Raw genomic sequence first — 12990 nt, forward strand, 5'->3', positions numbered from 1 at the left:
CTTGCTGAAAATAAGGCGCAGAAAAACTGCCGCCTGCGCGACTCGGGCTCGGGTCTACCCTGACGCCGGTTTCAGGCAAGGCCGATATAAAACCCGCACCACAGCTGGACCCTGCGCCACAGCATTTGCAGCGCCCTGTGTCCACAACAACAAAGGAGACAGTGCGTGCAACTGCTGCAACTGCTGATCGGCGGTGTGGCCCAGGGATGCATCTACGGACTCATTGCCCTGGGCTTCGTGCTGATCTACAAGGCCACCGAGACGGTGAGCTTCGCGCAGGGGGACCTGATGATGGTCGGCGCCTTCGGTGGCCTGCTCACCATGACCCTGCTGGGGTTTCCCTTCTGGGTCTCGGTGCTGGCGGCCGTCATCGGCATGGGCCTGTTCGGCGTGCTGCTCGAACGCATGGTGATCCGCCCCATCCTGGGCCAGCCGGCGTTCTCCATCGTGATGCTCACCATCGGCGTGGGCTACGTGCTGCGCGGCGTGATCACCATGATCCCCAACATCGGCACCGACACGCACTCGCTGGCCGTGCCCTACGCGGGCGAGGTGCTGAACATGGGCGGCCTGGTGCTGGCGGCCGAGCAGCTGGTGATCATCGGCGTGACCGCGGTGCTCTGCGGCGGCCTGTTCGCCATGTTCAAGTACAGCAAGCTGGGCATCGCCATGCAGGCCTCGTCGCAGAACCAGCTGGCGGCCTACTACATGGGCATCCCGGTCAAGCGGCTCAATGGCCTGGTCTGGGGCCTGGCGGCCGGTGTGGCGGCCATCGCCGGCCTGCTGCTGGCGCCGATCACTTTCGTGCACGCCAACATGGGCTTCATCGGCCTCAAGGCCTTTCCGGCCGCGGTGGTGGGCGGCTTTGGCAGCCTGCCCGGCGCCATCGTCGGCGGCCTGGTGATCGGCATCGTGGAGGCGCTCTCGGGCTTCTACCTGCCCGAAGGTTTCAAGGACATCGCGCCCTACATCGTGGTGCTGCTGATGCTGGTGCTCAAGCCGAACGGCCTGTTCGGCGAGAAGCTGCGCAAAAAGGTCTGAACCGATGCGTTTCATTTTCAAGACCGACTACGACCAGGACATCCGGCTGGCCAAACACGGCGGCCATGTGTTCTGGTACAGCCTGCTGGGCCTGTTCCTCGCGGTGGCGCCCTGGGCCCTGCCCGAGTACTGGCTGGCGCAACTCACCTTCGTGCTGATCTACGCCATCGTCGGTCTGGGCCTGATGCTGCTGGCCGGTTTCACCGGCCTGTTCTCGCTCGGCCACGCGGCCTTCCTCGGCGTCGGCGCCTACACCGAGGCGGTGCTCACCAACGCGGGCTGGCCCTTCCCTGTCTCCATCGCCTGTGCCGGCCTGCTCTCGGCCGCGGTGGGCATGGTGGTGGGCCTGCCGGCGCTGCGCGTCAAGGGCATCTACCTGGGCATGGCCACGCTGGCCTTCGGTTTCATCGTCGAAGAAGGCTTGGCGCGCTGGGAGCACGTGACCGGCGGCAACGCCGGCCTGGTGGTCAACCCGCCGGCCATCGGCGGCTGGACCATCGACTCCACCGAAGGCTTCTACTTCCTCTGCCTGGTGCTCTGCGTGGGCGCCACGCTGGCCATCGTCAACCTGCTGCGCGCGCCCACCGGCCGCGCCTTCGTGGCCATCCGCGACTCCGAGATCTCGGCGCAGAGCATGGGCATCCACCTGGCGCGCTACAAGACGCTGAGCTTCGCCTTGTCGGCCGCGCTGGCCGGCATCGGCGGCGCGCTGTACGCGCACAAGATCCAGTTCCTCTCGCCCGACCAGTTCTCCATCATCCAGTCCATCGACCTGCTGCTGATGGTGGTGATTGGCGGGCTGGGCTCGATCCACGGCGCCTTCCTGGGCGCGATGTTCCTGATCGTGATGCCGCAGCTGATCGCCCTCGCCAAGGACTTCCTGCCCGAGGCCATCGGCCAGTCCACCGGCCTGCAGGGCACGGTCTACGGCGCGGTGCTGATCGCCTTCGTGCTGTTCGAGCCCATGGGGCTGTATGGCCGCTGGCTCAAGGTCCGCACCTGGTTCCAGCTGTTCCCGTTCTACCGCAAGGGCATGTTCAAGCGGCAGAAGTCGTTCCAGAAATCGGACCGTCTGAAATGAGCGCCATGAACGACGACATCCTCCTCTCGGCCCGGGACCTCAGCGTGCGCTTCGGCGGCGTGCTGGCGGTCAACAAGGTGAGCTTCGACGTCAGGAAGGGCGAGGTGTTCACCCTCATCGGCCCCAACGGCGCGGGCAAGACCACGGTGTTCAACCTGATCAGCCGCATCTACACGCCCACCAGCGGCGAGATCCACTTCGCCAGCCACCAGGGGCCGCTGAAGCTGACCGACCTGCCGCCGCACAAGGTGGCCGGCCTGGGCATCGCACGCACCTTCCAGAACATCGAGTTGTTCGAGCACGCCACGGTGCTGCAGAACCTGCTGATCGGCCGCCACACGCACCGGCAGACCGGGCTGTGGAGCGAGCTGCTCTTCACCGGCAAGACCCGCGCCGCCGAGATCGCCGCGCGCGAGAAGGTGGAGCAGGTGATCGACTTCCTCGACCTGCAGCACCACCGCGAGTCGATGGTGGCCGGCCTGCCGTATGGCGTGCGCAAGGTGGTGGAGCTGGCGCGCGCGCTGTGCACCGAACCGCGCCTGCTGCTGCTGGACGAACCGTCGTCGGGCCTGAACGTGGAGGAAACCGAGGACATGGCGTTCTGGATCAGCGACATCAAGAACGAGCTGGGCGTGACGGTGCTGATGGTCGAACACGACATGACCCTCGTGTCCAAGGTGTCCGACCGCGTGCTGGCCATGAGCATGGGCGCCGAGCTGGCCACCGGCACGCCGGCCGAGGTGCAGAGCCACCCCGGCGTGATCGAGGCCTACCTCGGCACGGTGGACGACGTGTCCAGCCTGCGCCGCGAGAACCATGTGAGGGTGGCGGCATGACGGCCCCGGTCACCGACAACGCGGTGCTCAAGCTCCTCAACGTCGAGAGCGCCTACGGCCCCATCAAGGCCATCCGCGGCGTGAGCCTGCAGGTGCGGCGCGGCGAGATCGCCACCGTGCTGGGCAGCAACGGCGCCGGCAAGACCACCATCCTCAAGACCATCAGCGGCATCATCGACCCGCGCAAGGGCAGCATCGAATTCAAGGGCAACGACATCACCGCGCAGGACCCGGCGCTGATCGTGCAGCAGGGGCTGATGCACGTGCCCGAAGGCCGCGAGGTGTTTCCGCTGCTCTCGGTGCGCGACAACCTGCTCATGGGCGCCTACACCCGCAGCGACCGCGACGGCGTGGCGCGGGACATGGAGCTGGTCTTCAACTACTTCCCGATCCTGCGCGAGCGTGCTGCGCAGGACGCCGGACTGCTCTCGGGCGGCCAGCAGCAGATGCTGGCGATCAGCCGCGCGCTGATGGCCAACCCCGACCTGATCCTGCTCGACGAGCCCAGCCTCGGTCTCTCGCCCAAGCTGACCAAGGAAATCTTCGAGATCGTGGTGCGCATCAACCGCGAGCGCGGCACCACCATCCTGCTGGTGGAGCAGAACGCCAACATGGCGCTCAACGCGTCCGATTACGGCTATGTGCTGGAGAACGGACGCATCGTGATGGAAGACACCTGCGCCCGCCTGCGCGAGAAGGACGACATCAAGGAGTTCTACCTCGGCATGAAGGAAGCCGGCGTGCGCGCCGACCGCCGCTGGAAAAAGAAGAAGAACTGGAGGTGAGCGCATGAGTTACTTGTGGGATCTCTCCGCCATCCGCCCGCAGACCGAGGTGGTCATGCCCGGCGACACCATTCCCGCGATCTTCTGGAACGCGGTGCAACAACGCGGCCCCGACATCTGGTTGCGGCAGAAAGAATTCGGCATCTGGCGCAGCTGGACCTGGACCCAGGTGGGCCAGGCGGTGCGCGAGATCGGCCACGGCCTGCTGGCCATCGGCTTCGATGCGCGCGAAACTGCGTCCATCCTCTCCAACACCAATGTGGAGTGGGTGCTGTGCGACATCGCCGTGCTCAGCGCCAACGGCGTGTCGAATGGCATCTACCCGACCGACGCGGCCGAACAGGTGCAGTTCCTCAGCGAAGACTCGGGCACCACCGTGCTGTTCGTGGAAGACGATGAGCAGCTGGACAAGGCGCTGGAGGTGCGCGAACACCTGCCGCGCCTGAAGAAGATCGTGGTGTTCGACATGGACGGCCTGCGCGACTTCCACGACCCCATGGTCACCAGCCTGGACGCACTGCGCGAGCTTGGCCGCCAGCACTTGGCCCAGCACCCGAAGGCGCTGGAGCAGCGCGTGGCCGCCGTGAAGCCCGACGACCTGGCCATCCTGGTCTACACCTCGGGCACCACCGGCAAGCCCAAGGGCGCCATGCACGCGCACCAGGGGCTGGTCTACACCGTGCGCGGCTACAACACGCTGATCGCGCGCGACCAGCACGACGAGTGCATGTGCTTCCTGCCGCTGTGCCACATCGCCGAGCGCATGGGCGGCGAGTATTTCTCTCTCTACACCGGCGCCAGGCTCAACTTCGTCGAGAACCCCGAGACCGTGCCCGAGAACGTGCGCGAGATCGCGCCCACCGTGTTCACCGCGGTGCCGCGCGTGTGGGAGAAGTTCTATTCGGGCGTGATGATCGCGCTCAAGGAAGCCAGCAAGCTGCAGCAGGCGGCCTACGCCTGGGCCATCGGCGTGGGCCAGCGCGTGGCCGACCATGTGCTCAAGGGTGAGGCCGTGCCCGGCAGCCTGCAGTGGCAGTTCCGCGCCGCACGCCTGCTGGTGCTGGACAACGTGCGCAAGCTGATCGGCATCCACCGCGCGCGCTTCCTGGTCACCGGCGCGGCGCCGATCTCGCCCGAGCTGGTGCGCTGGTACCTCGCCCTGGGCGTGCCCATGCTGGAGGTCTGGGGCATGACCGAGACCTGCGGCGCCTCCACCGGCATCCCGGCCGAGCGCATCAAGCCCGGCAGCATCGGCCCGGCCGCGCAGTACAACGAGGTCAAGCTCGACCCGCAGACCGGCGAGATCCTGGTGCGCGGGCCGAACGTGTTCATGGGCTACCTGAACCTGCCCGAGAAGACGGCCGAAACCATCGACAAAGACGGCTGGCTGCACACGGGCGATGTGGGCGTGGTGGATGAGGAAGGGTTTTTCCGCATCACCGACCGCATGAAGGACATCATCATCACCGCAGGGGGCAAGAACATCACCCCCAGCGAGCTGGAGAACGAACTCAAGTTCTCGCCCTACATCACCGACGCGGTGGTGATCGGCGACAAGCGGGCCTACCTCACCGTGATCATCATGATCGACCAGGAGAACGTGGAGAAGTTTGCACAGGACAACGACGTGCCCTTCTCCAACTACGCCAGCCTGACACGCTCCCCCGAGGTGCAGCAGCTGATCCAGGACGTGATCGACGCCACCAACAAGAAGTTCGCCCGCGTCGAGCAGATCAAGAAATTCTGGCTGCTCGACACCCAGCTGACCGCCGAGGACGAAGAACTCACGCCCACCATGAAGCTCAAACGCAAGCTGGTGCAGCAGAAATACGCCGAACAGATCGAGGCCATGTACCGCTGATCCGGCCGCCCCGTTTTTTCCACCCAGGAGACAAGCCCCCATGAAAGCCCGACTCACTCTGACCGCCGCCGCGCTGGCACTCACGGCCGGCGCCACCTTCGCACAGTCGCAAGGCGTGAGCAAGGACGAAATCGTCCTCGGCTCCATCCAGGACCTCTCCGGCCCGCTCGCCGGCTTCGGCAAGCAGGCCCGCCTGGGCATGATGCTGCGCGTGGACGAGATCAACGAGCAGGGCGGCATCAACGGCCGCAAGCTCAAGCTGCTGGTGGAAGACAGCAAGTACGACCCCAAGACCGCCGTTCTGGCGGCGCAGAAGCTGGTCAACCAGGACAAGATCTTCATGATGGTCGGCCACATCGGCACGGCGCAGAACATGGCCGCCATGCCGGTGCAGTTCCAGAAGAACGTGATCAACTTCTTCCCCATCACCGCCGCGCGCGAGATGTACGAGCCCTTCCACAAGCTCAAGTACTCCTTCGCGGCCACCTACTTCGACCAGATGAAAAACTCGCTGCCGCTGGTGGTGAAGGAAAAAGGTGCCAAGAAGGTCTGCACCGTCTACCAGGACGACGAGTTCGGTCTGGAAGTGGTGCGCGGTGCCAAGGAAGGCCTGAAGTCCATCGGCATGGAAATGGCCGAAGAGGCCAGCTTCAAGCGCGGTGCCACCGAATTCGGCTCGCAGATGCAGAAGCTGGCCGCCGCGCAGTGCGACTTCGTCGTGCTCGGCACCATCATCCGCGAGACCGTGGGCACCATCGCCACCGCCCGCAAGCTCGGCTTCAACCCCACCTTCATGGGCAGCAGCGCGCTCTACACCGACCTGATCCACAAGCTCGGTGGCCCGGCCATGAACGGCCTGTACGCCACCATGACGGTGCAGAACCCCTACCTGGACGACGCCTCGCAGCCGGTGCGCTTCTGGGCCAACAAGTACAAGACCAAGTTCAACGAAGACCCCACCGTGTTCTCGGTCTACGGCTACAACATCATCGACACCTTCGCCAAGGTCGCGGGCAAGGCCGGGCCAGGCCTGAGCACCGACAGCTTCATCAAGGTGATGGACACGATGACGATCCCCACCGACATCTTCGGCAGCGCGCCCGCCAGCTTCGGCCCGCAGAAGCGCCTGGGCAGCAACGCATCGCGCCTGTCGCAGATCGTCGACGGCAAGTGGAAGGTGATCTCGGACTACCCGAAGAACTGATCCCCGCTCAGAGCTGCGCGCCGCCTGTCTGAACAGGCCATGCGCGCAAGCCGCCTCGCCCCGTGCGATGGCGGCTTTTTTTGCGCCCGCGGCCCTGGCCTACGAGGAGCATAGGACCTATCCTACGGACACGGAACACCGGCCCGGGTCCAATGGCGCCACCGGGCCGACCGTCCTCATTTCAGGAGCCAGCACCATGGGAATCGCACGCATCGCCGCATTGATCGTCATCGTCGCCGGGATCGCCGCCCTGGTGTACGGCGGCTTCTCGTACACGACGGAAAGCACCGCCGCCAAACTGGGACCGCTGGAACTCAAGGTCCGGGAAGAAAACCGGGTCAACATCCCCGTGTGGGCCGGCGTGGCCGCCATCGTGGCGGGCGGCCTGGTGCTGCTGGTCAGCGCGCGCAAGTGACGCCGCCCGCACCGATGCGGGACGGCTGGTGACCGGTCCCGGGGTGCCCGGTTCTCTCGCGGGGCCACAGCCGGCCAGGGCGCGTCTGGGGATGAGCCGCCAGTAGACTCGCAACCATGTCGTTGCTCTTGCTGCTGTCCCTGCCATTCATCGGAAGCCTGGTCGCTGCGCTGCTGCCCACCAGCGCGCGCAACATCGTGTCGCTCTGGGCCGCGGCCGTCGCTCTGGTGACTGGCGCGAAGGTGGCCTGGCTGTATCCGGCGGTGAGCGCAGGCGCCGTCGTGACCGAGCGCCTGGCCTGGCTGCCCAGCCTGGGCATCGATGTCGTCATCCGCCTGGACGGTTTCGCGTGGATGTTCGCGATGCTGGTCAGCGGCATGGGCCTGCTGGTCATCGTCTACGCGCGCTACTACCTGTCGAGCGACGACCCGGCCGCACGTTTCTATTCGCTGCTGCTGGGGTTCATGGGCGCCATGCTCGGCGTCGTGGTCTCGGGCAATCTGGTGCAGCTGGTCGTGTTCTGGGAACTCACCAGTGTGTTCTCGTTCCTGCTGATCGGCTACTGGACCCACCGCAAGGACGCCCGCCGCGGCGCGCGCATGGCCTTCACCGTCACCGCCACGGGTGGTCTGGCCTTGCTGGCCGGCGTGCTGGTACTGGGGCACATCGTGGGCAGCCACGAGCTTGAAGCGGTGCTGCGCTCGGGCGATCTGGTGCGCGCCCACCCGCTCTATCCGCTGGCGCTGTGTCTGGTGCTGCTGGGCGCGCTGACCAAGAGCGCGCAGTTCCCGTTCCATTTTTGGCTGCCGCATGCGATGGCCGCGCCCACGCCGGTCTCGGCCTACCTGCACTCGGCCACCATGGTCAAGGCCGGCGTGTTCCTGCTGGCGCGCCTGTGGCCCGTGCTCTCCGGCACCGACGAGTGGTTCTGGATCGTGGGCGGTGCGGGCCTGGTCACGCTGCTGCTGGGCAGCTACGTGGCCATGTTCCAGAACGACCTGAAGGGCCTGCTCGCCTACTCGACGATCAGCCACCTGGGGCTGATCACGCTGCTGCTGGGCCTGAACAGCCCGCTGGCCGCGGTGGCCGCGGTTTTCCACATGATGAACCACGCCACCTTCAAGGCCTCGCTGTTCATGTCGGTGGGCATCATCGACCACGAAAGCGGCACGCGCGACATGCGCCGCCTCCAGGGCCTGTCGCGCAGCCTGCCCGTCACCGGCACCCTGGCCATCGTGGCCTGCGCGGCCATGGCCGGTGTGCCGCTGCTCAACGGCTTCCTGTCCAAGGAAATGTTCTTTGCAGAAACCGTGTTCGTGAGCGCCAGCCCGCTCATCGAGAACGGCCTGCCGGCGCTGGCCACACTGGCCGGCGTGTTCGCGGTGGTGTATTCGCTGCGCTTTGCCCACGGCGTGTTCTTCGGCCCCCCGCCACGGGGCCTGCCGCGCAATCCGCACGAACCGGCGCACTGGATGCGCGTGCCGGTGGAGCTGCTCGTGCTGGCCTGCGTCGTCGTCGGCACACTGCCGGCCTGGTCCATCGGGCCGGTGCTCGCGCTGGCGGCGCAACCGGTGGTCGGCGGCACCCTGCCCGAGTACAGCCTTGCGGTCTGGCATGGATTCAACACCCCGCTGGTGATGAGCCTGGTGGCCACCGTGGGTGGTCTGCTGGTGTACCTGCGGTTTGCCAGCCGCCTCAGGCAGCGCCGCCAGCGCGGCGCACCGCTGCTGCAGCGGCTGGACGGCAAGCGCCTGTTCGAGAACGGGCTGGCCCGCGCCTCGGGCGCGGCCAGGCGCCTGACCCGCTGGCTCGGCACCCGCCGACTCCAGCCGCAGCTGTTCGCGATGCTGCTGATCGCAGGCCTGGCCGGCCTGGGCTCGGCGCTGATCGTGCCCCTGACCTGGGGCGACCGCGCGCGCGTGCCGGCCACGCCCGAATTCGTGCTGCTCTGGCTGATCGCCGGCGCCTGCGCCATCGGGGCCGCCAACCAGGCCAAGTTCCACCGGCTGGCCGCGCTGACCATGCTCAGCGTCGTCGGCCTGGCGATGTGCATCACGTTTGCGTGGTTCTCCGCGCCCGACCTCGCGCTGACGCAGCTCTCCGTCGAGGTCGTCACGCTGGTCCTGTTCCTGCTGGGCCTGCGCTGGCTGCCCAAGCGGCGGGAGCTGGACGACCCGCGCACGGTCCTGCACACCCGGTGGCGCCGGCGCCGCGACATGCTGCTCGCGGTGCTGATCGGTGTCGGCCTGTCGGCGCTGTCGTATGCGCTGCTGACGCGCCAGGCGCCCCAGTCGATTTCACCGTTCTTCATCGAGAAGGCGCTGCCCGAAGGCGGGGGAACGAACGTGGTCAACGTGATGCTGGTCGACTTCCGAGCCTTCGACACGCTGGGCGAAATCACCGTGCTCGGCATCGTCGGCCTGACGGTCTATGCGCTGCTGCGCCGCTTCCGGCCGGCGCGCGAAACGGTGGACCCGACCGAGCAGCAACAGGTGCACGTCGATGCCGCCGGCGCCGACCTGATCGATCGCGACGGCGATGGCGACGACCACCTGCCGCCCTACCTGGAGGTGCCGGCGGTGCTGGTGCGGCTGCTGCTGCCGGTGGCCGGGCTGCTCGCCTTCCACCTGTTCATGCGCGGGCACAACGAACCCGGCGGCGGGTTCGTCGCCGGACTGGTGGTGGCGATTGCCTTCATCGCGCAGTACATGGTCAGCGGCACGCGCTGGGTCGAGGCGCGGATGCACCTGCTGCCCACGCGCTGGATCGCCACCGGCCTGCTGGTCGCACTGGTCACCGGGCTGGGTTCCCTGGCACTGGAACACCCCTTCCTGACCACCCACACCGCGCACGTGACCTGGCCTCTGGTCGGCGAGGTGCACCTGCCCACGGCGGCCCTGTTCGACCTCGGTGTGTTCGCGGTCGTCGTGGGCTCGACCCTGCTGCTGCTGACCGCCATCGCCCACCAGTCGCTGCGCGCGCGCCGCCGGCAAGGTGTGGCCGTCGACGATAGAAAGGACACCGGATGGAAACCGTGATCTCGATCGCCATCGGCGTGATGGCCAGTGCGGGCGTGTGGCTGATCCTTCGGCCCCGGACCTTCCAGGTGCTGATCGGCCTGACGCTGCTGTCCTATGCGGTCAACCTGTTCATCTTCAGTGTCGGCAGCCTGGCCATCGACCGCGAGCCCATCGTCAAGCCGGGCGTGGTGGCCGACCTGGTCAACTACAGCGACCCGCTGCCGCAGTCGCTGGTGCTGACGGCCATCGTCATCGGCTTTGCGACGACGGCGCTGTTCCTCGTCGTGCTGCTGGCGCTGCGCGGCCTGTCCGGCGGCGACCATGTGGACGGCCAGGAGGAGCGCCTGTGACGGAAGGTTTGAACCACCTGCTGGTCGCGCCCATCCTGCTGCCGCTGGCCACCGCCGCGCTGATGTTGCTGCTGGGCGAGGGCCGGCGCGGGCTGAAGGCCGTGACCAACGTGCTGTCCACCGCCCTGGGGCTGGTGATCGCCGTCGCCTTGCTGCTGGACGTGGCCGGACGCGATGCACCGGCGGCCTTCGGCATCTACCTGCCCGGCAACTGGTCTGTGCCGTTCGGCATCGTGCTGGTCGCGGACCGGCTGTCGGCTCTGATGGTGGTGCTGACGGGTTGCGTGGGCCTGGCCTCGCTGCTGTATGCGCTGGCGCGCTGGCAACACGCGGGGGTGTACTTCCATGTGCTGTTCCAGCTGCAGCTGATGGGGCTGTACGGCGCCTTCCTCACGGCCGACCTCTTCAACCTCTTCGTCTTCTTCGAGGTGCTGCTGGCCGCCAGCTATGGCCTGCTGCTGCACGGCGGCGGGGGCGAACGCGTGCGCGCCGGCCTGCACTACATCACCATCAACCTGGTCGCCTCGCTGCTGTTCCTGATCGGCGTGGCGGTGCTCTACGGCGTCACCGGCACGCTGAACATGGCCGACATCGCGCAGAAGCTGCCGGCGGTACCGGCGAGCGACCGCGGTCTGCTGCACGCCGGGGCCGCCATCCTGGCGATCGCCTTCCTGGCCAAGGCCGGTCTGTGGCCGCTGAACTTCTGGCTGCCACCGGCCTATGCCGCGGCCAGCGCACCGGCCGCGGCGGTGTTCGCCATCCTGACCAAGGTGGGCGTGTACGCCGTGCTGCGTCTGTGGACGCTGTGTTTTCCGGCAGACGCCGGCGCTTCGGCCGGCTTCGGCGGCGGGGTGCTGGTCTGGGGCGGAATCGCCACGCTGGTGTTCGGGGCCGTGGGCATGCTGGCCTCGCAGCAGCTGGCGCGGCTGGCGGGCTACTCGGTCATCGCCTCTTCGGGCACGCTGGTGGCCACCATCGGTTTCGATGCGCCGGCGCTCAGCGGCGGCGCGCTGTTCTACCTGGCCAGCTCCACGCTGGCGGGCTGCGCGCTGTTCCTGCTGGTGGAACTGCTGGATCGTGCGCGCGAGGTCGAAGCAGGCCCGCAGCAGGTCGACGACGGCAACTACGCCCTGCCCGCCTTTTTCGACGCCGAGCCGCCGCCTGGCACCAACCTCGACGACGATGAAGAGGCTCTCATCGGCCGCGCCATCCCGGCGGCACTGGCTTTTCTGGGCCTCACCTTCACGGTCTGGGCGATGGTGACGGCCGGGCTGCCGCCGCTGTCCGGATTCGTGGCCAAGCTGACCATGCTCACCGCGCTGCTCGACCTGCGCACGCCTGCGGCCTGGACGCTGTTCGTGCTGCTGATCCTCTCGGGGCTGTTCGCCGCCATGTCGCTGATGCGGGTGGGCATGCGCCACTTCTGGACCACGCAGGACCGACCGCCGCCGCGCCTGCGCGTGATCGAGACCCTGCCGATTGCGGGCCTGCTGGCCGCCTCGCTGGCCATGGTGCTGCAGGCCGAAACCGCGCTCACCTACACCCGGGCCGCGGCCGAGGGGCTGCACGCCCCCGACCTCTACATCAACGCGGTGATGGGTGCCCAGCCGGTCCCCCGCGCGGCGGGAGGTGCGCCATGAAGCACCTGCTCCCATCGCCCTGGCTCTCGCTGGGCCTGTTCGGCGGCTGGCTGCTGCTGACCCGCAGCTTCAGCCTGGGCCAGGTGCTGCTGGGCCTCGTGGTCGCCGTGGTGATGCCGCTGCTGATGGCGCCCCTGCGCCCTCGCCCCGGGCCCCTGCGGCGCTGGGGCGTGCTGCTGCGCCTGATCCTGCGCGTCGGCCGCGACGTGCTGCGTTCGGCGGTGCAGGTGGCGTTCGGTGTGTGGCGGGGGCAGCGCCGCCCGCCGCGCGGCGCGTTTGTGGCCGTGCCGCTGGACCTGCACGACGTGCACGGCCTCGCGGCCCTGGCCATGATCACCGCCGTCATCCCGGGCACCGTGTGGTCGGAACTCGCGCCCGACCGCAGCGCGCTGCTGATCCATGTGTTCGATCTTGACGACGAGGCGACCTTCATTGCGCACTTCAAGTCCGACTACGAACAGCCGCTGAAGGAGATTTTCGAATGAGTCCACTGCTGTCGATCGCAATCACCACCACCCTGGTTCTCTACGCCGCCGCCATGGCCGTCGGCGTGATGCGGCTGTTCCGCGGGCCCCACGCGCAGGACCGCGTGCTCGCAATGGACTTCGTCTACGTGGTGGGCATGCTGGTCCTGCTGGTGCTGGCCATCCGCTACGACAGCGAGATGTACTTCGAAGGCGCCCTGGTGATGGTGCTGTTCGGCTTCGTCGGGTCGGTCGCCATGGCCAAGTTCCTGCTGCGCGGGGAGGTGATCTGA

General features: G+C 67.4%; 12 protein-coding genes. All 12 read left to right on the forward strand.

Going from position 1 to position 12990, the window contains the following annotated elements:
• Nucleotides 1–165: 165 nt before the first annotated feature.
• The 12 genes from HPS01S_RS07955 (at nucleotide 166) to HPS01S_RS08010 (ending at nucleotide 12990) form a co-directional block, all read left to right on the forward strand.
• Nucleotides 166–1041, forward strand: coding sequence for a branched-chain amino acid ABC transporter permease (locus HPS01S_RS07955; RefSeq protein ID WP_066153624.1), 876 nt, complete (start codon nucleotides 166–168; stop codon nucleotides 1039–1041).
• Nucleotides 1042–1045: 4 nt separating this feature from the next.
• Complete coding sequence (locus HPS01S_RS07960; RefSeq protein ID WP_066153627.1) at nucleotides 1046–2122, forward strand: branched-chain amino acid ABC transporter permease; 1077 nt, start codon at nucleotides 1046–1048, stop codon at nucleotides 2120–2122.
• Nucleotides 2123–2127: 5 nt separating this feature from the next.
• Nucleotides 2128–2958, forward strand: coding sequence for an ABC transporter ATP-binding protein (locus tag HPS01S_RS07965; protein WP_066153630.1), 831 nt, complete (start codon nucleotides 2128–2130; stop codon nucleotides 2956–2958).
• Entirely contained in the window at nucleotides 2955–3743 is a 789-nt protein-coding gene (locus tag HPS01S_RS07970) for an ABC transporter ATP-binding protein (RefSeq protein WP_066153633.1), read from the forward strand. Before HPS01S_RS07965 ends, HPS01S_RS07970 begins: the two co-directional genes overlap by 4 nt.
• Nucleotides 3744–3747: 4 nt before the next feature.
• Complete coding sequence (locus tag HPS01S_RS07975) at nucleotides 3748–5604, forward strand: AMP-dependent synthetase/ligase (RefSeq protein ID WP_066153636.1); 1857 nt, start codon at nucleotides 3748–3750, stop codon at nucleotides 5602–5604.
• A 40-nt stretch (nucleotides 5605–5644) separates the two neighbouring features.
• Complete coding sequence (locus HPS01S_RS07980; protein WP_066153639.1) at nucleotides 5645–6808, forward strand: ABC transporter substrate-binding protein; 1164 nt, start codon at nucleotides 5645–5647, stop codon at nucleotides 6806–6808.
• A 196-nt stretch (nucleotides 6809–7004) separates the two neighbouring features.
• Nucleotides 7005–7223, forward strand: a complete 219-nt coding sequence (locus HPS01S_RS07985) for a hypothetical protein (protein WP_066153642.1) — start codon at nucleotides 7005–7007, stop codon at nucleotides 7221–7223.
• A 116-nt stretch (nucleotides 7224–7339) separates the two neighbouring features.
• Complete coding sequence (locus tag HPS01S_RS07990; protein WP_066153645.1) at nucleotides 7340–10261, forward strand: monovalent cation/H+ antiporter subunit A; 2922 nt, start codon at nucleotides 7340–7342, stop codon at nucleotides 10259–10261.
• Entirely contained in the window at nucleotides 10249–10593 is a 345-nt protein-coding gene (locus tag HPS01S_RS07995; protein ID WP_066153648.1) for a Na+/H+ antiporter subunit C, read from the forward strand. The genes HPS01S_RS07990 and HPS01S_RS07995 overlap by 13 nt, the downstream gene beginning before the upstream one ends.
• Nucleotides 10594–10655: 62 nt before the next feature.
• The gene (locus HPS01S_RS08000; RefSeq protein ID WP_255284186.1) at nucleotides 10656–12233 is read left to right on the forward strand and encodes a monovalent cation/H+ antiporter subunit D; all 1578 of its coding nucleotides are present in this window, start codon (nucleotides 10656–10658) and stop codon (nucleotides 12231–12233) included.
• A complete protein-coding gene (locus HPS01S_RS08005) occupies nucleotides 12230–12718 on the forward strand; it encodes a Na+/H+ antiporter subunit E (protein WP_066153650.1) in 489 nt (162 codons plus the stop codon). Before HPS01S_RS08000 ends, HPS01S_RS08005 begins: the two co-directional genes overlap by 4 nt.
• Nucleotides 12715–12990, forward strand: coding sequence for a K+/H+ antiporter subunit F (locus HPS01S_RS08010; protein ID WP_066153653.1), 276 nt, complete (start codon nucleotides 12715–12717; stop codon nucleotides 12988–12990). Before HPS01S_RS08005 ends, HPS01S_RS08010 begins: the two co-directional genes overlap by 4 nt.

Source organism: Hydrogenophaga pseudoflava NBRC 102511 (assembly GCF_001592285.1).
GTDB classification, from domain to species: domain Bacteria; phylum Pseudomonadota; class Gammaproteobacteria; order Burkholderiales; family Burkholderiaceae_C; genus Hydrogenophaga; species Hydrogenophaga pseudoflava.

Excerpts from the sequence above, each read along its gene's own strand:
- HPS01S_RS07980 (WP_066153639.1), top strand. The coding sequence starts at position 5,645 with ATGAAAGCCCGACTCACTCTGACCGCCGCCGCGCTGGCACTCACGGCC.
- HPS01S_RS07995 (WP_066153648.1), top strand. The coding sequence starts at position 10,249 with ATGGAAACCGTGATCTCGATCGCCATCGGCGTGATGGCCAGTGCGGGC.
- HPS01S_RS08010 (WP_066153653.1), top strand. The coding sequence starts at position 12,715 with ATGAGTCCACTGCTGTCGATCGCAATCACCACCACCCTGGTTCTCTAC.
- HPS01S_RS07990 (WP_066153645.1), top strand. The coding sequence starts at position 7,340 with ATGTCGTTGCTCTTGCTGCTGTCCCTGCCATTCATCGGAAGCCTGGTC.
- HPS01S_RS07985 (WP_066153642.1), top strand. The coding sequence starts at position 7,005 with ATGGGAATCGCACGCATCGCCGCATTGATCGTCATCGTCGCCGGGATC.
- HPS01S_RS07965 (WP_066153630.1), top strand. The coding sequence starts at position 2,128 with ATGAACGACGACATCCTCCTCTCGGCCCGGGACCTCAGCGTGCGCTTC.
- HPS01S_RS08000 (WP_255284186.1), top strand. The coding sequence starts at position 10,656 with ATGTTGCTGCTGGGCGAGGGCCGGCGCGGGCTGAAGGCCGTGACCAAC.
- HPS01S_RS07970 (WP_066153633.1), top strand. The coding sequence starts at position 2,955 with ATGACGGCCCCGGTCACCGACAACGCGGTGCTCAAGCTCCTCAACGTC.
- HPS01S_RS07975 (WP_066153636.1), top strand. The coding sequence starts at position 3,748 with ATGAGTTACTTGTGGGATCTCTCCGCCATCCGCCCGCAGACCGAGGTG.
- HPS01S_RS07960 (WP_066153627.1), top strand. The coding sequence starts at position 1,046 with ATGCGTTTCATTTTCAAGACCGACTACGACCAGGACATCCGGCTGGCC.
- HPS01S_RS08005 (WP_066153650.1), top strand. The coding sequence starts at position 12,230 with ATGAAGCACCTGCTCCCATCGCCCTGGCTCTCGCTGGGCCTGTTCGGC.